Source organism: Pedobacter immunditicola (assembly GCF_037482985.1).
GTDB classification, from domain to species: domain Bacteria; phylum Bacteroidota; class Bacteroidia; order Sphingobacteriales; family Sphingobacteriaceae; genus Pedobacter; species Pedobacter immunditicola.
The window spans coordinates 312,606-336,371 of sequence record NZ_JBBHKC010000005.1 but is presented as its reverse complement, the minus strand read 5'-3'; the positions used below and the strand labels follow the sequence as shown (position 1 = coordinate 336,371).

The window sequence follows — 23,766 nt, the reverse complement described above, 5'->3', positions numbered from 1 at the left end:
TTAGATGACGGGGATTTGGTTTTAGAACTAGATCCCCGTTTCTTTTTTAAGCTTTTTTATAATATTCTAATTTTTTTAGATTTTCAAATCCTTTGCTATTTCAAGATTCTTCCTCCTGCTGCTTAATATTCGAAAGGATAAGTCTCGGGGATTTTATGTCCATCCGGTTTCAGGTGTAAAGGATGAAGTGCCCTGGTTTGATCAATATATAGAAAGGCATCGTACCTTAAATTTAAAATCGTAGGCACATAGTTTCCAAATTTTTCACGTTCGGGATGATAAACCACCCCAATAGCACGATGCGCTATCCAGGGATAAAGATTTTCATCGTCATGAGCTGCATCAAAAGCCTTATCAAAAATTAACAGTTGATTTGCCGCAAACTGTTGATGCAACTGTGCTTCAACACTATCTTTTCTTGCCTCAGGCACGGGCATCACTTCCATTGGTGCGCTCCAGGCTTTGCCCGCAATCACCGTACCCTGGAAAGAGCCAAAGCCAACCAGCACCACATCCTTTTCGCCCCTTGCTTCCCTCACCAATTGCCCGACGTTGATGAGTCCGGCTTTTTTCATATCTGTATAACGGGCATCTCCAACATGCGTATTGTGTTCCCAAACAATGGCCTTTGATGCAGCTCCATGGAACTTAAACAACCGCAGCAGCGTTTCCATCATGTGTGTATCCCGCATATTCCAGGTATTGTCGTTGAAACTTGTCATATTGGTATAATACGCTTCGGCGTTAACAGCGATATGAACATTTTGCGCTGCATTTAAGGCAGCCTCAGGGTCATGGTCATAACTAGGCACTTTCTTTTTGATATGAGAAAGCAAGCGGATAAGCGGTTCGCGGCATGATGCCGACATGGTGAATTGAGCCCTGGCATAACGGTGTTCATCTTCACCATAAGGCTCAAAACACCGAATGGCTTTCTTTGCCAGGTCTGCCGCAACGGGATCTTCTTGCTCCAGGTAGGATACAATGGTATTCATAGATTCCCACAAACTGTAAACATCAAGCCCGTAAAAGCCCACTTTCTGCTCCATGGGCAGTTTCGCATTATGTGCCTTCAACCAGTTGACTAAAGAGACAATTTCCCAGTTGGCCCACATCCAGGTAGGCCAGCGGTCGAAACTATGTAAAACAGCTGCAGGCTTCTTATCCTGGTCATCCAAGCCTTTAATATACCTGTTGATCTTGTAACAGTCTGGCCAGTCGCCCTCTACGGCAATGAAATTGAACCCCTTTTCCTTGATCAGTCTTTTCGTGATGGCCGTACGCCAGGTATAATACTCATGTGTACCATGCGAAGCTTCACCGAGCAGCACAGCATGTGCATCACCCACCCGTTCCATCAGCGGATCCAGGTCGCCGGATTTCGTTAAACGATATAACCGCTGCTGTACCATGTGAAGGCATTTATCACCTTAACAATCCGCTGATTTATTTGTTTAACTCCGCTGTTTCCCGCTGCTTATCATCTGGTAACATTACGACACAATGGAAGTATTAATTTTTATCAAATGCCGTAAGCAATTCATTTAACTGTTTAACTTCATCTGCTTTATCTCGCTCCGCATAAATTTCGTCAACACGATTAAACGCTAATTCATATTCTTCACCTGTTGATATTTTTCCCTTCTTTAATATCTTTTGGATTGCTTTTAAGCGGGCTTTATCAACTGCCTCATAATCAATATGTAATTTTTCCTTAAAAAGGCCTTTTAATTTATTAGCCATTGATAATGGCATATGTCTGATCACCTGATCATCAATATCAATACTTATAGCCTTAAGCGGCTTCATTTTTCCTTCTTGATAAGCAGCTTCTATATATTTATTTGCAGCTAGATAAGTACCCATTAATTCTCTTGGAATAGCTCCGCTATCAATCATAAATTGGTTATATAAAATGCATTTATCCCTTAATGTCTTTAACGCAATATTCTCCATCTTTTTCATTTTACATTAGGCTACTCTGTCTATTCGGGTATGACCATAGGTCCAACGCTCTCAAATACCAGCTTGATTTAGATTTCCGGCTATCACTTGTTAACAACTTCTTCCACTTCCTTAGGTTTAGTAAGGTAATAAACAGGAATCCCGGCCAGCATAATCACTACCCCCCAGCCACAAGTATTAGTTTTGGTAATCAGCAGCGATATACAAATCGCTGTAGCAACAATGATGTAAAACATTGGCAGAAAAGGATAGCCGAAAGCTTTATAAGGACGTTCTGCATTCGGCATTTTACGCCTTAAAATGAAAATCCCATAAATGGTGAGGATATAGAAAATGATCACAATGATCATCACATAGTCCAAAAGAGCACCGTATTTACCAGTGAGGCATAATGCCGAGGCCCAAACACATTGAAACCACAATGCCCAGGCTGGCACCCTTGCTTTGTTAAGCAGGGCGGCTTTTTTAAAGAACAAACCATCATTGGCCATGGTATAATAAACCCTTGCGCCCGCCATAATCAAGCCATTGTTACAGGCGAAAGTAGATATCATGATCATGATGGCGATGATGATGGTCCCCATACTGCCAAAAATATACCCCGCACCCACCACCGCCACCCGGTCGGATTTAGCCAAAGCAATCTCGTTCAGGGGCATCACCGAAATGTACATCAGGTTGGCCAGCACATAAATCACACTGACAATTAAAGTTCCCAGGAAAAGGCTCAAACCGACATTCCGTTTAGGATCCCTGATTTCACCGGCTATAAAAGTGACCCCTACCCAGGCATCACTCGAGAAAAGCGAACCCACCATCGCCGCTGCAATACCTGATAATAACGCAGTACCACCAATACTTACCCATGTGCCGCTGGCCATGTCAAACGCCCTGGTATTCCAGGCATCTGCCCAGTTGGCATTCCACACTTCAGCGCGGGCACCCAAGGTAAAGCCGAAAACAATTAAGCCAAACAGCGAAAGTATCTTAATGATGGTTAAAAAGGTTTGCAACAACTTACTGTTCTTTACCCCCTTGCTATTGAGGTAACTGAGTAAAACGATCGTAACAATGGATACTATTTGTGCCGCATTTAACTGGAAAGACCCAATCTGATATAAGATGTTCTCATCACTGAAGGGTTCGTAGAGGTAAGCGGCGAATTTGGAGAAAGCTACCCCTACTGCGGCAATAGTGCCCGTTTGGATGACAGCAAAAAAGCTCCAGCCATATAAAAAGGCAATCAGCTTATTATAGGCTTCTTTAAGGTATACATATTGGCCGCCGGCTTTGGGAAACATGGCACTCAGCTCGCCGTAACTCACGGCAGCGATAACGGTAATAATTCCGGTGAGTACCCAAACTAAAATCAGCCAGCCTGCAGCACCCACGTTACGTGCGATATCTGCACTGACAATAAAAATTCCTGAGCCGATCATAGAGCCTACCACCAGCATAGTGCCGTCGAGCAGGCCCAGCTCTCGTTTAAAAGACTGATCTTGTTTTTCTTCTTTCATGAAGTGGTTCGTTGGGTTAGGTTTATTTGCTTTGTAGGAACTAATATATTTAAAAAAATGATATATATTAGCAATAGAAGTTAAAGGCTTTAACATAAACCAACCAACCAAATATTTTATGGAGTTTTTACAAAACAATTTAATCTACATGATACCGGCCTTTGGCTTGGTAGGAATTTTAGTGATGGCCATTCAAAGTGCATGGGTGTCACGGCAAGATCCTGGGGATGAAACCATGACCGAACTTGCAGGGTATATTGCTGATGGTGCCATGGCCTTTTTAAAGGCCGAATGGAAGGTGCTATCCTATTTTGTCATCATCGCTGGAACCTTGCTGGCCTGGTCGGGCACTATGAAAGGTACCCCTGAAAACCCTATCCATTCCAGTCCCGTTATTGCCCTGGCCTTTTTATTTGGTGCCGTATGCTCCGCAACCGCTGGTTACCTGGGTATGCGCATTGCCACAAAAGCAAATGTTAGAACCACACAAGCTGCCAGGTTCAGCTTACCAAAAGCGCTGAAAGTGTCATTTACCGGCGGTACCGTCATGGGTTTTGGTGTTGCCGGACTGGCGATTTTTGGTCTGGGAGGCTTATTTATCGTTTTGTATCACAGCTTTGTGCCCGACGGTGTTTTGGCTTCGGGCATGGAGATGAAAAAAACCATTGAAGTACTGGCGGGATTTTCCTTAGGTGCAGAGAGTATTGCCCTTTTCGCACGTGTTGGTGGTGGTATCTACACTAAAGCTGCCGATGTGGGTGCCGACCTTGTGGGTAAAGTGGAAGCAGGCATCCCTGAAGATGATGTCAGGAACCCGGCAACCATTGCTGATAACGTGGGTGATAATGTGGGTGATGTGGCAGGTATGGGTGCGGATTTATTCGGCTCCTACGTGGCAACCATCCTCGCCACGATGGTGTTGGGACAGGAAACAACTTCAGATGATAAATTTGGTGGCATGGCCCCCATCTTACTCCCTATGCTGATTGCAGGCCTGGGATTGTTACTTTCCATAATTTCATCCTGGTTTGTTCGAATCAAAAAAGAAACAGACAGTGTACAGCATGCATTGAATATAGGCAACTGGATGTCAATTGTATTAACCGCGGTGGCTTCGTTCTTTGCCGTTTTCTGGATCATGCCGGATACCATGTCGATCAGAGGCCTGGAATTTACTTCAAAAGACGTATTCCACTCCATTTTAGTGGGTCTGGTCGTAGGCACGTTAATGAGCCTGATCACGGAATATTATACCGCCATGGGCAAGCGCCCGGTAAAATCTATCGTCGATCAATCCTCTACAGGTCATGCCACCAATATCATTGGTGGTTTAGCCATGGGAATGGAATCTACGGTATTGCCAATCCTGGTTTTAGCATCCGGAATCTATTGTTCCTATTTTTTCGCAGGCTTTTATGGCGTAGCTATCGCTGCCGCCGGCATGATGGCTACCACAGCCATGCAATTGTCGATTGATGCTTTTGGCCCTATTGCCGACAATGCAGGTGGTATAGCTGAAATGAGTGGCTTACCCAAAGAAGTAAGAGAACGTACAGATAATTTAGATGCTGTGGGCAATACCACCGCAGCGACAGGTAAAGGTTTTGCTATTGCTTCTGCGGCTTTAACGTCGTTGGCACTGTTTGCGGCTTTCGCAGGGATCTCCGGCATTACATCGATTGATATTTATAAAGCCGATGTCCTGGCTGGTTTGTTTGTCGGCGGCATGATTCCTTTTATATTTTCTTCCTTGTGTATCTCTGCCGTAGGCCGGGCGGCCATGGCCATGGTGCAGGAAGTAAGACGACAATTTAAAGAAATTCCCGGTATCATGGAATATAAGGCAAAACCGGAATATGAAAAATGTGTGGCCATCTCTACCAATGCTTCGATCAGGGAAATGATGCTGCCGGGTGCCATTGCCTTAATTGTACCCATCATTATCGGCTTCGCTTTTGGCCCAGAAGTATTGGGTGGATTGCTGGCCGGAGTTACCGTGTCAGGCGTGCTGATGGGCATCTTCCAGTCGAATGCCGGAGGGGCATGGGACAATGCTAAAAAATCTTTCGAAAAAGGGGTGATGATCCAGGGAACGATGCACTACAAAGGTTCTGAACCACATAAAGCATCCGTAACAGGTGACACGGTTGGCGACCCGTTTAAAGACACTTCCGGTCCTTCCATGAATATCCTCATCAAACTGATGTCTATTGTTTCTTTAATTATTGCGCCACACATTGCAGTTAGCGAAACAACCCTGGCTCAAACTGAAATAAAGAAAGAAATCAAAATTATCAAGACAAGAGATAATTCAGGCATCGTGAAGACAGATACCATCATCAATAAGACTGATACGGTCATTAATTATTGATATAACTTAAAATAAGCTTTAAAAATAAAAGGGATATTAGCACATAAATCCCTTTTATTTTTAAATTATTTTTAATTAGGTTTGGTTTTTTAATTCCCCAAAAATTCAACTATTCAGACAAAACCTTACTAAACCTCAAATTATGTTATTCAAAAAATCAATAGACTCCTTGATTGCGGAGTCTAATGAAACTGGTGAAGGAACCCTAAAGCGCACCTTAGGCGTAGGTAACCTGGTCGCTCTGGGTATTGGTGCCATTATTGGTGCCGGCCTCTTTGTCAGAACAGCAGCAGCAGCAGCTGAACATTCTGGCCCAGCGGTAACCTTATCCTTCATCCTCGCTGCACTTGGCTGTGCGCTGGCAGGCTTATGTTACGCAGAGTTTGCTTCTATGATCCCGATTGCCGGAAGTGCTTATACTTATTCCTATGCTACTATGGGCGAAACGGTTGCCTGGATTATTGGCTGGGATTTGGTATTGGAATATGCCGTTGGTGCGGCTACCGTGGCAATCGCCTGGTCTGAATACCTGAATAAGCTCCTCGAAAACTTTGGCGTCTCCATACCTTATGAATATTGTCACTCCCCATTTCAAACTTCTTTAGATGGCGTACAGGGTATCATTAACCTCCCTGCTTTATTTATCGTTATTTTACTTACTCTGGTGCTGATTAGGGGAACACAAGAGTCTGCAACTATCAATGGAGTCATTGTAGTTTTAAAAGTAGCTATTGTTATTGCATTTATTGCTATCGGATGGGGATTCATCAACCCTGAAAACCACACGCCTTACATCCCTGCGAATACAGGTGAAGTAAAACTGGCAAAAGGCGAGATTGGCTTCTTTGACTTTTTCACAACAGACTTTGGTCATTTTGGCTGGAGTGGTATTATTGCTGGTGCTGGTGTTGTATTCTTTGCCTTTATTGGTTTTGATGCGGTATCTACAGCAGCTCAGGAAGCAAAAAACCCGAAGAGGGATATGCCTTTAGGCATACTGATCTCATTAGCGATTTGTACAGTTCTTTATGTGCTATTCGGACATGTGTTAACAGGCGTAGCTAATTATGACGAATTCAATACCATTGGCAAAGAGGCTTCCGTAGCTTATGCCATTGAAACTTATATGCAAAACTACCATTGGCTATCGGTATTAGTCACAGTGGCTATTTTAGCTGGTTTCTCTTCTGTAATTTTAGTGATGCTGCTTGGCCAATCGAGGGTATTCTTCTCCATGTCTAAAGATGGTCTTGTACCGAGAGTGTTCTCAGCGATACATCCTAAATTTAAAACACCATATAAATCAAACCTGATCTTCCTGGTTTTCGTAGGCTTATTCGCTGCCTTTGTACCAGGAGATGTGGTTGGTGATATGACGAGTATCGGAACATTATTCGCTTTTACCCTGGTGTGTATAGGGATTTTGGTATTACGTAAAACTGACCCTGACAGACCAAGGCCTTTCAAAACACCGTTCATGCCCTTTGTACCTATTTTAGGTGCGCTAGTCTGCATTACCATGATGATTGGCTTGGGTAAACACAACTGGGAGCGTTTAGGGATCTGGATGGCCCTGGGTATGGTGATCTACTTTGCTTATGGCGTCAGAAATTCTGTGGTCCGTAAACAACACAAGAAAAATAATCCATAATACTTTCTAAAAAATATTGCAGAGGCTACTTTAACAGGTAGCCTCTTTTGTTTTAAACAACATTAATTTACTTAGCTTTGCATAAATAAATTAATGCTATGGAATTAAATTTTAGTGAGATCCTTTCCACTACGATGGTGCTTTTCGCCATTATTGACATCCTGGGTTCTATACCCATCGTAATTAACCTGCGACAAAAAGCCGGTCATATTGAATCAGAAAAAGCAACCATTGTAGCCACCGTATTAATGATCTTATTTCTTTTTCTGGGTGAAGAGATGCTGAAGATTATCGGTCTGGATGTAGCCTCCTTTGCCATAGCAGGTTCCTTTGTGATCTTTGTCCTAGCTTTAGAGATGATCCTCGGGCTGACTTTATTTAAAGAAGAAGCGCCAGAAACTGTTTCTATTGTCCCCCTGGCCTTCCCTTTGATTGCAGGCGCAGGAACCATGACCACCCTGCTCTCCTTGAAAACAGAATACGCCACACAGAACATCCTGATAGGGATTATTATTAATATGATCTTTGTTTATTTTGTATTGAAGAATACCAGCAGGTTGGAGAAGTTTTTCGGAATTACAGGCTTGAATATTCTCAGAAAAGCATTTGGGATTATTCTTTTAGCCATCGCGATCAAGCTATTCAGAAATAATACAGGACTCTAGCTTTTAAGCAGACGCGCTACAAACATCGTGTCTGCTTTATCATCGTATCCTTTAATCACTTCCATACTTTCCAGTTTCAAATGATGTTCTTCCTGTAGGAAAGCAACCACCTCTTCATTTTCCTGCTTAAATACAGAGCAGGTGATGTAAATCAAGGGTTTCCCCGGCTTCAGGTAGGCCATAACATTCGAAGCGATACTTTTTTGAAGTTGCTGGAAGAAGCTGATTTTATGCTGATCAAAATACTGAAGCATTTCGGGAGTCCGGCCCCAGGTACCCGAACCAGAACAAGGCGCATCTAAAATAATGCCGTCAAAAGTATAATGGTGCAGCTCCTGCTCGTTATTGAGCAACAGGTCCAATACTTTTTTCTGGTATTTCTTTAAACCTGCCAATTGAAAGCGCTCATCGAGGTTGTTTAAACTCGTTTCCCTCACGTCACTCACCAGCAATTGTACAGTAGGCTCCAGGTCATGGAGCAGCAGCGATTTACCCCCTGAAGCAGCACAGCAGTCCCACCAGTAATCATATTTCTGCGGCTGAAAATAAGCGCCGGTTTTCTGTGAAGACAGGTCCTGCACCTGGTAGTGCTTTTGATCAGGGATGATTGTTTCCAGCTTGGTACCGTTGGGCATAGCGAAAGTCTTTTCACCAAGGTCATGCACCATCACACCAGCATCCCTCAGCGTATTTAACATCTTCAGCGAATGGTTTTGCTGTACCCTGATAAAAAGGTCAGGTTGGGTAAAAAAAGAGGTATAAAAGGCATCCTTATCAATGGTATCGGAAAGCAGTGCCGGAGAAAAGGGAAACACTTCTTCTATTTTAAAATCCGGATAAAGATCCATGATCAAGGTTAGCTTAGCTTTAACCGGCAAATTAACCTGCTCCTTCAACTGTGGCAGGTAAGTATCAACGACCAGGCTTACCGTTGTATTGCATAAAAAATCAGCCACAGCTAATCGTTCCACCTTGTCAACATGGCTTAAAGCCTTACCCAAACGGTAATAGCTATAAACATAACGACTGGCCCAGCGGCGGTCGGAAGAGCCCATCTTTTTATTGCGCTTAAAATAAGTCACCAAAAAACGATGAAGCGGCAATAACCCGTCATAGCTATTCATTATTTGCTCAAAAGCCCTGACCTGGTGCTCAATCTTCATTATATAGGTGTTTTTGTAGGTGTTTAAGCGATGATAAGGATAACTGGGAACGATTATTCATCAATTAATTATTCAATAACATTCAATTTAAATCCCTTGTACTGTAAGAGCATCAGACTGGTGTTAATGAACCCATTCTGCTCATCTTGCTGAAAGGCAAAGTCATTGTGCAGGCCCTTGTATTTTTCCTTGCTTAAATGCTCCAGGTAGTTGGCGCCATGTTTGGAAAACTGCTTTCCAAAGTAATAACCAATATCAAAACCTTTAAAAGCGTATTCACCGGGCTCAAAATTAAATGCTTTCCTGTACTTTTTAATGAAATTTATCACTGCCGGACTGTTGTAATCAATTCTATAAGAAGAAGTGATGATGGTATTCAAAGCCTGCAGCTTATCTGTGTTATACGTTTGCTTCATCCAATCAGGGTGCCCGAAAAGGTCGACGTTAAAACCGGCATTCCTCATTTTGGTCAATTTATCGATGGTCGAAGCCACGAATGTCTGGCTCGAAGAACTCAGCATCACCACGTACTTTTTATCTTTCACCAATTTAGTTTCCATGGTAAAAACCGAACCATATTCCTGGAAAGTAAGCTTAGTCCCTTTGTTCAAAAAATAATCACGAAGGGGACTACCAAGCAGCTCGTCTGACGGGCTTTTTGTGCTGATCAATACGACTACGGTTTTCTCAGGTGCGTATTTTTTGAGGATGTAATCGCCAATTTTAGCAGCATGGAGGTCGATATTGTTAACGATAGAAATCAGGTTCGGATTGGCAAATTCAGAAGGCTGTGAGGCTGCCAGCGGCGACACCACAGGCAACTGATTTTGCAGGGAATAGTTTTTCATGTATTTTAAGCCATCAGGAAAAACCGGCCCTACCAACAGATCGCTGCCATCCAATTTGTGATTCTGAATCAAACTGGCCAAGCGGCTGTTATTATCCTCAGTATCATAAACATTCAGCTTGAAGTTTAAACCAGCAGCGGCTGCAGAATCTATCCCGAGTTTAAAACCCTGGTAAAAATCAATAGCCAGGGCATGTTTTTCCACCTCGGCCTTGTTAAGGGCTTTTGTTTTGAAATCATCGAGGTTAAAAGGGATAAGCAATGAAATTGTTGCCTCCGTGAATTTCTTTTTTGACGGTTTTGTCTCCACCACCTCTTTCACTTCTTCAGGAGGTGCCTCTTTTTTAACGGTTTGTACCTTGGGCGAGCAAGCCGCCAGGCACAAACCGATAAAGATCGATAGTACTAATTTATTCCCACTCAATGGTAGCAGGCGGTTTTGAACTGATATCATATACTACCCGGTTAATTCCTTTTACCTTGTTAATTATCTCATTAGAAATCTTGGCAAGTACATTATAGGGTAAATGACACCAATCGGCCGTCATTCCATCCACAGATTCAACCGCTCTAAGGCAAATCACGTTTTCATAAGTACGCTCATCTCCCATTACCCCTACAGATTGTACAGGTAAAAAGATTGCGCCCGCCTGCCATACTTTATCATAAAGTCCGGCTTCTTTTAAATTATTGATATAAATAGCATCTGCTTCCTGCAAGATAGCTACTTTTTCTGCAGTAACCTCGCCAAGAATTCTGATTGCTAAACCAGGCCCAGGGAAAGGGTGACGGCCAATGATAAAATGCTCCAGTCCTAATGACCTTCCCACTCTTCTCACCTCATCTTTAAACAAAGTGTTTAGCGGCTCAACAACTTTTAATTTCATGTAATCCGGCAAGCCGCCCACATTGTGGTGCGATTTGATGGTTGCTGATGGTCCGTTAACAGAAACAGATTCAATTACATCGGGATATATTGTTCCCTGTCCAAGCCATTTCACATCCTGAATCAGGTGTGCTTCTGTATCAAATACTTCGATAAATACCCTGCCGATTGCTTTACGCTTTAACTCAGGATCTTTCAAGCCTTCCAGCTGACTTAAGAAGCGTTCTTTAGCATCAACACCTTTAATGTTTAAACCAAGGTGTTTATATTGCTCTAATACGCCTTCATACTCATCTTTTCGTAATAAACCATTATCCACAAAAATGCAGTGTAGGTTTTTTCCAATCGCTTTGTGCATTAAAATTGCAGCAACACTGGAGTCAACACCACCAGATAAGGCCAATACGACCTTGTCATTACCCAACTGCGCCTTTAATGAAGCAATGGTTGTTTCTACAAACGCATCAGGGGTCCAGTTTTGCTGGCAACCGCAGATATCTACCAAAAAGTTTTCCAGCAATTGCTTGCCATCTAAACTATGGGTAACCTCAGGGTGAAACTGGATCGCATAAGTATCCGTATCTTTTACCTGGTAGGCTGCTACCCTTACATTATCTGTGCTGGCAATTAGTTCAAAGCTTTCAGGAACGGCTGTAATGGTATCGCCATGCGACATCCATACCTGTGAATCAGGTGCGATGTTTTTGAACAGCTTGTTACCAGCATCAATGAAATTCAGGTTTGCCCTGCCATATTCTCTGGTTGTTGAAGGGATGACCTCTCCGCCAGATTGTTGTGCAATGTATTGCGCTCCATAACATACGGCTAGAACTGGATACTTGTTATGAAATTTAGTGAGGTCAATTTGAGGGGCATCTTCCTGGCGTACTGAATATGGACTACCGGAAAAGATGATACCTTTTACCTCTGTTGAAAACTCTGGAATATGATGGAAAGGATATATTTCGCAAAAGACGTTCAGTTCACGAACCCTGCGTGCAATTAACTGCGTATATTGTGATCCAAAATCGATAATGATGATTTTTTCTAGCATGGGCACAAAGTTAATATTTATTCACTTCTACGCCGAATCTTTTTAAGAAATCGACCCCTTCATCACTGGACAATCCTTTATAGGCTGCATAAGAATCTTTATAGACCACCACTTTGATGCCCGACGACAAGATTAAGCGTGCACAGGCGATGCAGGGAGAGAGCGTAGTATATAAAGTAGCACCCTGAATATTGGAGCCATTTTTAGTCGCATACAGTATCGCATTTTCTTCGGCATGCAGGGCAAGCAAGCAACTGCCCCTTGAATCTCTGGCACACCCTGTTTCTGGCCATTCTTCATCACAGTTATGGGTTTTGGCCGGCGGCCCGTTATAGCCGATGGAAATAATACGGGTGTCTTTGGTTAAAACAGCGCCAACCTGTGCCCGTACGCAATGCGAACGAAAGGCAAGGTCTGTAGCGAGGTTCATAAAAATATCAGTAAAGCTGCGTTTCATGTTCAATTTTGTTCTAAATAAAAACCATCATGAGCAACACTCACAAAAAGCAATGAATATTGCTCATGATAGCTTCATTACCTTTAAATAACAAACTATCTAAAAATGAAAAATCCCCCCTTGATGTAAGGAGGGATTTTATTTTCTATAGATTAGTGGCCTCCTTCAGCCGCTATTTGTTCAACGTTAAAGCCTTGTTTTTTTAATATCCCGCTCACTTTCCATGCAAAGAAAATCAGGTATACAAAACCTAAGGCGGGCACAATATACGAATTATGTATTCCACTGGTATCCGCAAGGAAACCTTGCACCGGTGGAATGATGGCACCACCTAAAATCATCATGATCAGGAAAGAAGATCCCTGGCTGGTATATTTCCCTAAGCCGGTAATTGATAAGGCAAAGATAGAAGGCCACATGATCGAGCAGCACAAACCACCACTGATGAAAGCAAATACAGCAACATCACCCGTAGTAAATAAACCGATCAACATCGCAATTACACCCAAGGTGCTGAATAAAGCTAAAGTCTTAGCCGGTTTTTCTTGTCCGATGAACACAGCAACAATCATGATGGCGATAGAAACTGCATATACATACATGTTACCAATATTGGTACCTGTGAAATGGTTAACCAATAATATAATTCCGAAAGCAACAAAAGGAACAACTACCGTTAAAATGGTTTTAGTTTGTTTGGTCAGGTTAAAAGCACTCACGGCACCAGTCCAGCGTCCGATCATCATACTTCCCCAGTATAAAGAAATGTATTGTTTGATATCAGACTCTGGTAAACCCCCAAAATCCGGCATGTTAAGCAACGCACCAAGGTTACTTTGAATGGTTACCTCTACCCCCACATAAATGAAGATAGCCAGCATCCCTAGAATGAGTTGCGGATACTGCATGGCACCCCATTGATTAGGGTTTTCTTTTTTATTACCATAAACATATAATAAGGTCAGAACGATAATGGCGAGGGAAGAATAAACCAGGATTTCTTTATTGATACCTGTTGAATTCGCTATTGGATCTACAAGCATCATCATGAAAAAGCCAACCAGCATGATAAGCAATGGCGCATTTGATTTTGAGCTGGATTCCATGGTTTCACTACTGGTTACCACTGGCAATTTAGAGATGCTAAAAAATACAGCCACGGCCAGGAACAAACCTGCAAGTATATAATAAAGGTTATTGATTGATTTAATATCAACTTCTTTAGCTACGGCATCGTTTGCAGTACCGAACAAAACCACACTAACAATCACTGGTCCGAATAAACCACCGAGGTTATTGATACCACCAGCAAGGTTTAACCTGTGGGTACCACTTTCTGGTGGGCCCAAAGCAACAACGAAAGGATTAGCGGCCGTTTGTTGTAAAGAGAAACCAATCGCAATAAAAAAGAAAGCCACAAGGATAAAGATAAACGATCCTGAATGCACAGCAGGTATCATCAGCAAAGCACCGGCTGCGGAAACAACCAAACCGGCAATGATCCCTTTTTTATAACCAATTTTATTAAGGATATCTATTTTACTAGCCTGAGAAGCGAAGTAAAGAATCAGGGAACCGATGAAATAACCTCCATAAAAGGTGAAATCTATCAATTGCGATTCAAACTGCGTGAGGTTAAAATGTGTTTTACAAAATGGGATAAAGATACCATTTGATGCGGCTACAAATCCCCAGAAGAAAAACACTGTGATGATTGTATACAGCGCAGTTCCATAATTTTTTTGCGATTGTTGTTCCATGTGTGTGGTTAATGAATTGTTGATTTGATATTATTCAGGTGCTAAAACTAGTAAAAAAAATAGGAGTTTTTCACCTTTAAAATCGCATATTGCATAAAAATACGTTTAAGTTAAATGTTTGAAGCAATTTTACAAGGGATAGGTGCAGGTATTTTGTTTTCCTTTTTAACGGGACCTGTATTCTTCTCGATGATCAAAACGAGTATTGAAAAAGGGTTTAAAGCAGGGTTTTCTTTAGCAGTCGGCGTGATACTCAGCGACATCATATTCATCACTGCGACCATCTTCAGTTCTCAGTTTGTTGTATACAATTCACAATACAATGTTTACATAGGTACCATAGGCGGACTGTTTTTACTTGGGGTGGGTTTATATTACCTGATTAAGCGGGTACATGTAAATTATTGTGTGGAAGAGGAAGTTAAAATCAAAAAGAGGGGTTATATCATCAAAGGGTTTTTGATGTGCCTGCTCTCTCCTACGACATTGATGTTCTGGATTATGGTAGGGGGAGTGATTACTGTTCACCTCGATTATACATTTACTGAGAAAGTGGTCTTTTTTGTTGTAGCCCTGATTACTCAATTAAGCATTGATTCCATTAAAACTTTTTATGCCGCCAAATTGCGCTACAGGATTAAAGAGAGGTCTATTCAAAGACTCAACCGTATAGCCGGCGCCGTGATCATCATTTTTGCCATCCGCCTCTTTGTAGAGGTGATCAATAAATACCATTAATTTTTCTAGCGTTTCAGCGCTTTTTATGGAATAACAGCTTGGCTGTTTCGGCAACCTGGAGGCAGCTAAGGGGATGCCTTAAATTGAGGGAGCAGTGGCAGGGTGTTCGTCCGGCGTTACGAGGGGGTTGATAGGGCTATTAGCCCTATCAACCCCCTACCAACCCCCTGGTAACCCCCTAATAACGCCCTGGCAAAATTCCCTGAAGAAAGAGTTGCCATTGCGGACGCTATATTGGATCTTTTTTCTTTTTAAGCTTAATAAGCTCTTTGATTATTTCCTTCTTTCCAGTTGACGAAAGCTTTATTAACAACTTTATTACCGCCTGGTGTTGGATAATTTCCGGAGAAATACCAGTCGCCTTTATGATCCGGGCAAGCGATATGTAAGTTATCCAAAGTCTGGTAAATGACCTGAACTTCAGCATTTGTGCCCGGAGGCGTAATAATCTTGGTGATCTGCGCAGAGATTTCTTCTTGCTTAAAAGGTCTGTATATGTCTTTTACATGGTTACAAATCTCTTCTTTAGGCAAGAGCAGGGATGCTTTACACTTCTCGTAGACCTCATCAATGATATGTGCCATGCCTCTTTCTTTCAACAGCTGAATAGCCGCTTCGAAAGCAACAAACTCACCCATTTTCGACATGTCAATACCATAACAATCCGGGTAACGGATCTGCGGTGCCGAAGAAACAATGATAATCTTTTTAGGATGCAGCCTGTCTATAATTTTAATGATACTTTGTTTTAAAGTTGTTCCCCTTACAATAGAGTCGTCAACGGCAACTAAAGTATCCGTATGGTTTTTAATCAAGCCGTAAGTGGTATCATATACGTGAGCAACCATGTCGCCACGGTCAGCATCTTGTGTAATAAATGTCCGCAGCTTTACATCTTTAATAGCCAATTTCTCTACACGTGGTGTCATGCTCAGCAATTCATCCAGTTGCTCGTCTGTAAGCTCCTCTTTACGGTGCAGCAAGGTATCTTTCTGTAAAGTTCGGATATGGGTGTGCAATCCTTCCACCATGCCGAAAAACGAAACCTCAGCTGTATTTGGGATAAAAGAGAATACGGTATTTTTCAGGTCTCCATCTACCGCATTCAATATTTGTTTGCAAAGTAATTGTCCTAAATGTTTTCTTTCTTTATAGATCTCCGCATCACTGCCTCTGGAGAAGTAAATTCTTTCAAAAGAGCAGGCACGTTTTTCTTCTGGCTCCCTGAATACCTGGTGAGTAACTTTACCGTTCTTTTTAACAATTAAAGCATGACCAGGTTCAATTTCTTTCACATCATCAAAGTGGATGTTGAAAGCAGTTTGAATGGCAGGCCTTTCAGAAGCAGCAACCACAATTTCATCATCTGCATAATAAAAAGCGGGGCGAATTCCAGCTGGGTCACGCAATACAAAAGCATCACCGTTTCCTACTATTCCGGAGATTGCATATCCCCCATCCCATGTTTTTGCCGAGCGGCGCAGAATCTTTGCAATGTTTAACGAATCAGATATTTTATGCGTGATCTCTACGTTATCAAATCCTTGTTTTTTATAGAAGTCAAACAGGGCCTGGTTTTCGTCATCTAAAAAGTGACCTATTTTTTCTAAAACCGTTACCGTATCTGCTTGTTCTTTTGGATGCTGGCCCAGTTCGTACAACTGCTCCAGTAATTCATCTACATTGGTCATGTTGAAGTTACCGGCAAGCACCAGGTTACGGGTCATCCAGTTGTTCTGACGTAAGAATGGGTGGCAATTTTCAATGCTGTTTTTACCGTGTGTGCCATAACGAAGGTGCCCTAACAACACTTCCCCTAAAAAACTCACATTGGCTTTTAACCATTCGGTGTCCTGCATTAATTCAGGCGTATTTTTCTGAATATCTACAAATTTGTTTTGCACATAACTAAAAATATCAGCCACGGCATTTGTTGCCATGGAACGGTAACGGCTGATGTAACGATGGCCTGGTTTTACATCCAGTTTAATTGTTGCAATACCGGCACCATCCTGTCCGCGGTTATGCTGTTTTTCCATCAGAAGATACAACTTGTTAAGTCCGTAAAGTGCTGTACCGTATTTCTCTTCGTAGAAGGATAAAGGCTTCAGCAAACGGATAAAAGCAATTCCGCATTCGTGTTTGATCTGCTCGCTCATTGGTGTGTTAATTGAGCCGCAAATTTACAGTTATTAACATTTAGAACCTAGTAAGAAATAGAATCTTTCTATAAGCGAACCTAAAACTTAAAAAAGGGCTTTAATGCCAAATTACTTCATATTCGACGTTTTTGTATCCTCAAATGAGGCCATCATTGCCTTCAAGAACCTCGAAATTTGAATGGACTGGCGGCAATCTTCAGGGATAAGTCGTTTTATTAACAGTTTTCTGACAATTTTATCTGTTTAGAAACAATGTTTTTCTCAAAAAACAAAGAAGCCCTGTTATCAAAAATCTCCAGGTCACCAGAGGTGAAAAACTGGTATTGGCCTTGTTTCCCAATCTGCCCTTCAATTTCTGGATGTTGGTGCAAATACTTTTTCAGACTTTGAGCAACAATCTCTCCTTGTGAGATCACTTTAATATTTGAAGAAAGCATTTGCTGCAATTTCGGAATAATTAAGGGATAATGTGTGCAGGCTAATAAGATGCAATCAAGATCCGGCGCTTGCAGCATTAACTCATCAATGTATTTCTTGACAAAATGATCAGCACCGGCGCCAAGGTGTTCATTGTTTTCTATGAGCGGCACCAGCATCGGACAGCTTTGCTGCACTACTTTAACTTCCGGAAAGAACTTTTTTATTTCCATGGGATAAGAAGCGGAATTCACTGTACCTCTTGTGCCCAGCACACCAATGGTTTTCGATTGCGTATACTCACCAATCACTTCTGCGGTTGGCCTGATCACACCCAATACGCGGTGGTTGGGATATTTTACCGGAAGCACTTTTTGCTGTATGGAACGTAGGGCCTTAGCAGATGCGGTATTGCAGGCAAGGATCACCAACGGGCAACCCTGGGCAAAGAGCCATTCTACGCATTCTAATGTGTACTGGTAAACAATGTCAAAAGAGTGGTCACCATAAGGTGCCCGGGCATTGTCGCCAAGGTAGATATAATTGTATTCAGGCAGTTCCTTAATGATGGATTTAAACACTGTTAAACCGCCGTAGCCTGAATCAAAAACACCTATGGAATTATTATTGGTCATCACAAAAAAAAAGCGGACCAGCGCTTGATTGCACTGGTCCGCCAAATTAGTTATTTAAACTTAATTATTTCTTAGGCGCTGCAGCTGCAGAGATACCCAATTTAGTTTTTACCGCAGCGGTAACGTTATCGCCACCATCTGAATATAATAAGTTGTTTGCACCTTGTTGTGCAGCAATATCAAATACATAAGCTAAACCTTTTTCCTTAGCTACTGCTTTCACTGCTGTTTCAAACTTCTGGTTGATCGGCATGAACAATTCGCTTTGTTTAGTGGCAACTTCTTGTTGAGCTTTAGTACGTGCATCATTGATGCGTTTTTCCATACCTTGTAATTCTTCGCCCATTACCTGCAATTCTTTCGTTACAGCTTCTTTATTAGCTTCACTTAAGGTTTTGTTTTTTGCTACTGCAGCTTCATACTTGGTTTGGTATTCCGTCTGCATTTTAGTGATTTCAGCTTGTTTAGCCTTACCTAAAGTTTCAAGTGTAGTCTGAGCAGTTTTAGCTTCAGGCATAGCACCAAAAATCTCCTCTGAATTTAAATGACCAATTTTTTGTTGTGCACTGGCTACATTAGCTGTTAACAACAGGCCTGCTGCTACAAAGAATACATTAATTAACTTTCTCATTTCTATTTTTCTTAGTGTTTGTTTTTACTTTTATGTTTGTTTGTTCTTATTTATCAATATTCCCAGGCTTGTAACCCAGTTTAATCACCACATCCTTACTCAGGTCAAAATTAGTGCTTGCATAAACCATCATGGTTGCTTCGCTGCCTTTGTCAAAAATGAAGTCTAAACCTTTAGCTTTGGCAAATTCAGCTATGGTTTTACTAACTTTTTCCTGGATAGGATTGAGTAATTTAATCCGCTGCTGGAACAGGTCGCCTTCAGGGCCAAACGTCTTGCGCTGGAATTCTTTGGCGGCCTTCTCTTTTTCAATGATGTCGTTCTCTCTCCGCTTACGCATGTCGTCAGTTAATAAAACCTGATCGGCCTGGTAAGTTTTGTACATCTCATCGATTTCTGAGAATTTAACGTCTAATTGCTTCTGAAATTGTTCTGAAGAAGCACTCAGCTGTTTGATGGCAGCTTTATACTCCGGCAAATGTTGTAAGATATATTCCGTATCCACATAAGCGAACTTTTGTGCAAAGGATCCAAATCCAGTGAAAAGCAGGAAACTTAATAAGATATATTTTTTCATTTGTTTATTATTTAATATTCAACGTTAATGAAGCTATCATAAGCTGCTGATGGTGATTAGTTAAAACCGCCCAATTGTTGTGCGATACTAAAAGTAAATGCTTGTTTACCACCATCAACTTCACCTGGGATTGCATCAAATGCATGACCATAATCTATGCCAAGCATACCAAAGATTGGTAAAAATATTCTGGCACCAACACCGGCAGATCTTCTGATGTTAAATGGATTGTAGTCTTTGAATGAATTCCATGTATTACCACCCTCAGCAAAGCCTACAATATAAGCAGTAGCCTGTTGACTTGCAATAACCGGGTACCTTAATTCAAGTACATACTTCGTAAAAATTGGGCTACCTGAGTTACGGGCAATGTTAGGATCAGCACCAACTGGTATAACCACATTGTTTGCATAACCACGCATTTTAATAAGCTCAGATCCTTGAAGGTAATCAAAACCCTGCATACCATCACCACCCAATTTGAAACGCTCAAACGGAGATTGTCCGACAGCACTGTTGTAACTTCCTAAGAAACCAAACTGTGCCTGTGCCATCAGCACCAATTTACCAGTCATGCGCTGAAACCACTGTGACTCAAATTTCCACTTGTGGTATTCTGTAAATTCATATTTCTCTTTATCCGATGCCGTTGAATAGTTGATATCGTTAAACAATGAATAAGGAGGAGTTGCTTGAATAGTGAACCTGAAATAAGAACCACCTGTAGGGAAAATTGGCGAGTCTCTGGAGTCCCTGCTTAATTCCTGTGTCAAGTTAAAGTTATAGGAGGTACCTGTGCTGAATTTATATCCCGGGTAATTCTGTAAAATATATTGTTGTGCATTCACCGAGTGGGTTAACTGGAAATAGTTATCCGGCCAGTTTAATCTTCTACCTAAACTCACAGTTAAACCATTTAAACGGATCTTTTGAAAACGCGGATCATTTTCATCCACACCATAATAACCACTTCCACCATTGGAAGATAAAGAGGTAAAAGCACTCACGCCGAAACTGATTGGTTTTTTACCACCTAACCAAGGCTCGGAGAAGGAGAAACTATATGACTGGTATTGCTTACCATTGGTTTGTCCACGTAAGCTTAATTTTTGTCCGTCACCTTTTGGAAGCGGCTTATAAGCTTTCAGGTTGAACAGGTTTCTTAAAGAGAAGTTATTAAAAGTTAAACCTAAGGTACCGATAATACGGCCCCCACCAAAACCACCTGAAAGTTCAATCTGGTCTGAAGGTTTTTCCTCCACAGCATACTCAATATCTACCGTACCATCTGCAGGATTTGGTCTTGGTGTAGGTACAGTTTTAGTTTCATCGAAATTACCCAGCTGGCCAATTTCTCTTACCGTACGCACCAATAATTCTTTGGAGAATTTATCACCTGGTTTAGTTCTGATCTCTCTCAACACCACACGGTCGTTGGTGATGGTATTTCCTTTTACAGTGATTCTGTTATTGGTATACTGAGGACCTTCGTAAATGCGCATCTCAATATTAACCGTATCATTATGAATTTTAGTTTGAACAGGATCAACATTAAAAGTTAAATAACCATCATTCAAATAAACACTGGAAACATCATCACTGCTTCCGTCACCTCTTAATCTTCTTTCCAGCTTTTCTTCACTAAAAACTTCACCCTTTTCTATACTTAAGACTTTTTCAAGATCTTTAGTGGCATATTTTGCATTACCCGACCAGGTAATATCACCGAAGTAGTATTTTGGCCCTTCAAAAACTTCAATATTGATTCCAACAGCTTTATCACTGTGACGGAAAATACTGTCATCAACAATGGCGGCATCACGGTAGCCCTGACCTTGCATTTTACTTACCAGGGTCAATTTATCCTCATCGTATTTGGTTTGGTTAAACTTACCAGAACCAAAAACCTTATAAAAAGCCTGTTGCTTGGTTTTCTTTAGAAACTTCCGAAGTTTAGCGTCAGCAAAGACTTCATTACCGGTAAAATTAATCTGGTTAACCTTTACTTTCCGGCCTTTATCCACATTTACTTGTAAAATCACGCTATTTTCCTGGTTTGGATCCGGCAGATTTTTAAAGTCTACTTTAGTAAAGAAGTATCCTTTTTCAGAAAGGTATTTAGTGATGGTATTTTTAGTGGTGTTATACAGATTCTCGTTAACAACAGTTTTACCGGTTCTTGAGTTCAGCTGCTCAGTAAGGTCAGTCTTTTGAGATTTACTAAGTCCTAACAACTCAAAAGAGCTCAGTCTTGGACGCTCTGCCACTTCGATTTCAAAATAGACAGTGTCACCTTCTAATTTAGTAACATCAAGGCTCACATCATCAAATAAGCCTTGGGCCCAAAGGTTTTTAATGGCATTACCCGTTGCTTCACCTGGAAGGGTAATAGTTTCACCTTTAATTAATTTTGAAAGTGTAATGATCACCTCCTTATCTAAGTGCTTTGTACCAGTTAAGGTCGTACCGCCAATGATATATTCTTTTGGGCTAAAATAATCCATGTTCAATCCATCAACCTTCAACGTTGGGGGTGCCGGGTTTGATGGTGGACGTGTGATCTGTGCCATTGATGGTAAACCGATCAATAACAATAATATAAGTTGGTATATTCTTTTCATTTACTTTCTAAAAATCGTCGCTAAGTTATATTAAACACATGTTAAAAAGTGTTAAAAGTAAAATTAGTTCAGTTGTTCACTAATTTTGCCAAAGCGTCTTTCGCGTTTTTGGTAGTCTACAATAGCTTTAAACAAGTCTTCCCGTCGGAAGTCCGGCCATAAAGTTTCGGTAAAATATAATTCGGTATAAGCCATTTGCCACAATAAGAAATTGCTTATCCGGTGCTCGCCACTGGTTCTGATCATCAGTTCGGGATCAGGCATATCTTTTGTTGTCAGCAATGCCGAGAAATCCTGTTCCTTAATATCGCTGATATTAATTTCCTGGTCAAGCACTTTTTGGGCAAGTTTTTTTGCTGCCTCGGTAATCTCCCATTTGGCACTGTAACTCAAAGCCAATGTTAAGGTGCAACGGGTATTGTTGGCCGTTTTTTCCATGGCATTTTTCAAATCATCAATGCATTTTTGCGGCAATGATGCAATATCACCGATGGCGTTCAACCTGATGTTATTTTTGGTTAAACGTGGGGTTTCCTCATTAATGGTAGAAATAAAAATCTCCATTAATGCATTAACTTCATCAACAGGTCTGTTCCAGTTCTCTGTAGAAAATGTATATATGGTCAGGTATTTTATGCCAATGTCAGCGCAACCTTCCACAATGTCTTTTACAGAAAGCACACCATTCTCATGACCGAAAACCCTGAATTTACCTTGGTTTTTTGCCCAGCGGCCGTTACCATCCATAATTATTGCAATATGTTCAGGCAAACGCGTAAGGTCAATTTGTTCTTTAAATCCCATCTAACTATATGAAAATGATCCTAAAAAGTCTAACTTTTTGGGACACAAAGGTAAAATTTTCTATGATTAATAACTTACTTATCTGTAAATGACGCTAAAAGATGGAACAATTGTTACATAAAAAGGTATAGGATAGTCCCAGCTGGGTAAACATGTAAGTGTCCCTCCTCCTTGAATCACCCCTTTGTGAACCTATTTTACTGGGATCACCGGAAGGATTGGCCAGAAAAATACGGTCAGGATCTCCATCAGTGATTCGTTTGTAATTCCGGCTTACATCATCAAGGTAATCGGTATAAGCAGTTCTGTAACCTAAGTTACCAAATAAAGTTAAATTAGATTTAACTTTATATTTAATACCAGCCCCATAAGGAATGGTGAAGGCATAATTTTTATAAGGCGTATATTGATCCTCAGTTCTGTACAACCTTAAATACTTCACTTCGTCGCCGATTTTACGTTTAGGATTATAAATAACGCCGCCAACACCAGCATAAATATAGGGGGTAAAACGCTTGTGGCCGCCACCGGCAAAAAAATCAAAGAAGTTAAAATCTACCATAGCACTCGCCTCATGGATCGGTGCGTAGAACTTTAAATCGCCGTTATCACCTTTAATGCGTCCATAAGTATAATGCATGCCCAGGCTCCAAAAAGGATCCAGGTTAAGTTTCACAAAACCACCGACCGCCGGACCTGAGAATTTAAGCGGTTTATTCATATTCAAATCGCCCATATAGCCTGCTGCACCTGCACCAACACCAATTTCCCAGTTCTGAGCCTGAGCGGTTCCCAACCCAAACAGGGTTCCGAATACAAATAAGAGTGCGCTTTTTTTTCTCATG

At 41.4% G+C, this 23,766-nt stretch carries 19 protein-coding genes; 4 read left to right on the top strand and 15 right to left on the bottom strand.

Going from position 1 to position 23,766, the window contains the following annotated elements; genetic code table 11:
- Nucleotides 1-122 precede the first annotated feature (122 nt).
- The 3 genes from WG905_RS10940 to WG905_RS10930 form a co-directional block, all read right to left on the bottom strand.
- Nucleotides 123-1,412: an erythromycin esterase family protein gene (locus WG905_RS10940; protein WP_339591751.1), complete on the bottom strand. Its 1,290-nt coding sequence runs from the start codon at nucleotides 1,410-1,412 to the stop codon at nucleotides 123-125.
- Between the two features lie 100 nt (nucleotides 1,413-1,512).
- Nucleotides 1,513-1,956, bottom strand: coding sequence for a hypothetical protein (locus tag WG905_RS10935; protein ID WP_339591750.1), 444 nt, complete (start codon nucleotides 1,954-1,956; stop codon nucleotides 1,513-1,515).
- 92 nt (nucleotides 1,957-2,048) lie between these two features.
- Complete coding sequence (locus WG905_RS10930) at nucleotides 2,049-3,482, bottom strand: APC family permease (RefSeq protein ID WP_339591749.1); 1,434 nt, start codon at nucleotides 3,480-3,482, stop codon at nucleotides 2,049-2,051.
- A 118-nt stretch (nucleotides 3,483-3,600) separates the two neighbouring features.
- On the opposite strand from WG905_RS10930, the gene WG905_RS10925 reads away from it, so the two are divergent.
- From WG905_RS10925 to WG905_RS10915, 3 genes are all read left to right on the top strand, one after another.
- Nucleotides 3,601-5,853, top strand: coding sequence for a sodium-translocating pyrophosphatase (locus WG905_RS10925; protein WP_339591748.1), 2,253 nt, complete (start codon nucleotides 3,601-3,603; stop codon nucleotides 5,851-5,853).
- Between the two features lie 142 nt (nucleotides 5,854-5,995).
- Entirely contained in the window at nucleotides 5,996-7,504 is a 1,509-nt protein-coding gene (locus WG905_RS10920; RefSeq protein ID WP_339591747.1) for an amino acid permease, read from the top strand.
- 98 nt (nucleotides 7,505-7,602) lie between these two features.
- Nucleotides 7,603-8,169, top strand: a complete 567-nt coding sequence (locus tag WG905_RS10915; RefSeq protein ID WP_339591746.1) for a MarC family protein — start codon at nucleotides 7,603-7,605, stop codon at nucleotides 8,167-8,169.
- Here the strand turns inward: WG905_RS10915 and WG905_RS10910 are convergent.
- The 5 genes from WG905_RS10910 to WG905_RS10890 form a co-directional block, all read right to left on the bottom strand.
- Nucleotides 8,166-9,332, bottom strand: coding sequence for an RsmB/NOP family class I SAM-dependent RNA methyltransferase (locus WG905_RS10910; protein ID WP_339591745.1), 1,167 nt, complete (start codon nucleotides 9,330-9,332; stop codon nucleotides 8,166-8,168). The two genes, WG905_RS10915 and WG905_RS10910, sit on opposite strands and share 4 nt — an antisense overlap.
- Before the next feature lie 68 nt (nucleotides 9,333-9,400).
- A complete protein-coding gene (locus tag WG905_RS10905; RefSeq protein WP_339591744.1) occupies nucleotides 9,401-10,633 on the bottom strand; it encodes an ABC transporter substrate-binding protein in 1,233 nt (410 codons plus the stop codon).
- Entirely contained in the window at nucleotides 10,590-12,119 is a 1,530-nt protein-coding gene (gene guaA / locus WG905_RS10900) for a glutamine-hydrolyzing GMP synthase (protein WP_339591743.1), read from the bottom strand. The genes WG905_RS10905 and guaA overlap by 44 nt, the downstream gene beginning before the upstream one ends.
- 10 nt (nucleotides 12,120-12,129) lie before the next feature.
- On the bottom strand, nucleotides 12,130-12,576 hold the full coding sequence (locus tag WG905_RS10895; protein ID WP_339591742.1) for a deoxycytidylate deaminase: 447 nt from the start codon (nucleotides 12,574-12,576) through the stop codon (nucleotides 12,130-12,132).
- A 152-nt stretch (nucleotides 12,577-12,728) separates the two neighbouring features.
- Entirely contained in the window at nucleotides 12,729-14,336 is a 1,608-nt protein-coding gene (locus tag WG905_RS10890) for an MFS transporter (protein ID WP_339591741.1), read from the bottom strand.
- 114 nt (nucleotides 14,337-14,450) lie between these two features.
- On the opposite strand from WG905_RS10890, the gene WG905_RS10885 reads away from it, so the two are divergent.
- Nucleotides 14,451-15,074, top strand: coding sequence for a LysE family translocator (locus tag WG905_RS10885; RefSeq protein WP_339591740.1), 624 nt, complete (start codon nucleotides 14,451-14,453; stop codon nucleotides 15,072-15,074).
- Between the two features lie 257 nt (nucleotides 15,075-15,331).
- Here WG905_RS10885 and WG905_RS10880 read toward each other — a convergent pair whose 3' ends face one another.
- The 7 genes from WG905_RS10880 to porG form a co-directional block, all read right to left on the bottom strand.
- A complete protein-coding gene (locus WG905_RS10880) occupies nucleotides 15,332-17,233 on the bottom strand; it encodes an amidophosphoribosyltransferase (protein WP_339591739.1) in 1,902 nt (633 codons plus the stop codon).
- 218 nt (nucleotides 17,234-17,451) lie between these two features.
- Nucleotides 17,452-18,288: a glutamate racemase gene (gene murI / locus WG905_RS10875; protein WP_339591738.1), complete on the bottom strand. Its 837-nt coding sequence runs from the start codon at nucleotides 18,286-18,288 to the stop codon at nucleotides 17,452-17,454.
- A gap of 64 nt (nucleotides 18,289-18,352) precedes the next feature.
- Nucleotides 18,353-18,919 carry an OmpH/Skp family outer membrane protein gene (locus tag WG905_RS10870; RefSeq protein WP_339591737.1) on the bottom strand — a complete coding sequence of 189 codons (567 nt, stop codon included), beginning with the start codon at nucleotides 18,917-18,919 and terminating at the stop codon, nucleotides 18,353-18,355.
- A 46-nt stretch (nucleotides 18,920-18,965) separates the two neighbouring features.
- A complete protein-coding gene (locus WG905_RS10865; protein ID WP_339591736.1) occupies nucleotides 18,966-19,496 on the bottom strand; it encodes an OmpH/Skp family outer membrane protein in 531 nt (176 codons plus the stop codon).
- Between the two features lie 56 nt (nucleotides 19,497-19,552).
- Nucleotides 19,553-22,117, bottom strand: coding sequence for an outer membrane protein assembly factor BamA (gene bamA / locus WG905_RS10860; protein WP_339591735.1), 2,565 nt, complete (start codon nucleotides 22,115-22,117; stop codon nucleotides 19,553-19,555).
- 63 nt (nucleotides 22,118-22,180) lie between these two features.
- A complete protein-coding gene (gene uppS, locus WG905_RS10855) occupies nucleotides 22,181-22,921 on the bottom strand; it encodes an undecaprenyl pyrophosphate synthase (protein WP_339591734.1) in 741 nt (246 codons plus the stop codon).
- A 94-nt stretch (nucleotides 22,922-23,015) separates the two neighbouring features.
- Entirely contained in the window at nucleotides 23,016-23,765 is a 750-nt protein-coding gene (gene porG, locus WG905_RS10850; RefSeq protein ID WP_339591733.1) for a type IX secretion system protein PorG, read from the bottom strand.
- Nucleotide 23,766: the final 1 nt, after the last annotated feature.

Excerpts from the sequence above, each read along its gene's own strand:
- WG905_RS10940 (WP_339591751.1), bottom strand. The coding sequence starts at position 1,412 with ATGGTACAGCAGCGGTTATATCGTTTAACGAAATCCGGCGACCTGGAT.
- WG905_RS10935 (WP_339591750.1), bottom strand. The coding sequence starts at position 1,956 with ATGGAGAATATTGCGTTAAAGACATTAAGGGATAAATGCATTTTATAT.
- WG905_RS10930 (WP_339591749.1), bottom strand. The coding sequence starts at position 3,482 with ATGAAAGAAGAAAAACAAGATCAGTCTTTTAAACGAGAGCTGGGCCTG.
- WG905_RS10925 (WP_339591748.1), top strand. The coding sequence starts at position 3,601 with ATGGAGTTTTTACAAAACAATTTAATCTACATGATACCGGCCTTTGGC.
- WG905_RS10920 (WP_339591747.1), top strand. The coding sequence starts at position 5,996 with ATGTTATTCAAAAAATCAATAGACTCCTTGATTGCGGAGTCTAATGAA.
- WG905_RS10915 (WP_339591746.1), top strand. The coding sequence starts at position 7,603 with ATGGAATTAAATTTTAGTGAGATCCTTTCCACTACGATGGTGCTTTTC.
- WG905_RS10910 (WP_339591745.1), bottom strand. The coding sequence starts at position 9,332 with ATGAAGATTGAGCACCAGGTCAGGGCTTTTGAGCAAATAATGAATAGC.
- WG905_RS10905 (WP_339591744.1), bottom strand. The coding sequence starts at position 10,633 with ATGATATCAGTTCAAAACCGCCTGCTACCATTGAGTGGGAATAAATTA.
- guaA (WP_339591743.1), bottom strand. The coding sequence starts at position 12,119 with ATGCTAGAAAAAATCATCATTATCGATTTTGGATCACAATATACGCAG.
- WG905_RS10895 (WP_339591742.1), bottom strand. The coding sequence starts at position 12,576 with ATGAAACGCAGCTTTACTGATATTTTTATGAACCTCGCTACAGACCTT.
- WG905_RS10890 (WP_339591741.1), bottom strand. The coding sequence starts at position 14,336 with ATGGAACAACAATCGCAAAAAAATTATGGAACTGCGCTGTATACAATC.
- WG905_RS10885 (WP_339591740.1), top strand. The coding sequence starts at position 14,451 with ATGTTTGAAGCAATTTTACAAGGGATAGGTGCAGGTATTTTGTTTTCC.
- WG905_RS10880 (WP_339591739.1), bottom strand. The coding sequence starts at position 17,233 with ATGAGCGAGCAGATCAAACACGAATGCGGAATTGCTTTTATCCGTTTG.
- murI (WP_339591738.1), bottom strand. The coding sequence starts at position 18,288 with ATGACCAATAATAATTCCATAGGTGTTTTTGATTCAGGCTACGGCGGT.
- WG905_RS10870 (WP_339591737.1), bottom strand. The coding sequence starts at position 18,919 with ATGAGAAAGTTAATTAATGTATTCTTTGTAGCAGCAGGCCTGTTGTTA.
- WG905_RS10865 (WP_339591736.1), bottom strand. The coding sequence starts at position 19,496 with ATGAAAAAATATATCTTATTAAGTTTCCTGCTTTTCACTGGATTTGGA.
- bamA (WP_339591735.1), bottom strand. The coding sequence starts at position 22,117 with ATGAAAAGAATATACCAACTTATATTATTGTTATTGATCGGTTTACCA.
- uppS (WP_339591734.1), bottom strand. The coding sequence starts at position 22,921 with ATGGGATTTAAAGAACAAATTGACCTTACGCGTTTGCCTGAACATATT.
- porG (WP_339591733.1), bottom strand. The coding sequence starts at position 23,765 with ATGAGAAAAAAAAGCGCACTCTTATTTGTATTCGGAACCCTGTTTGGG.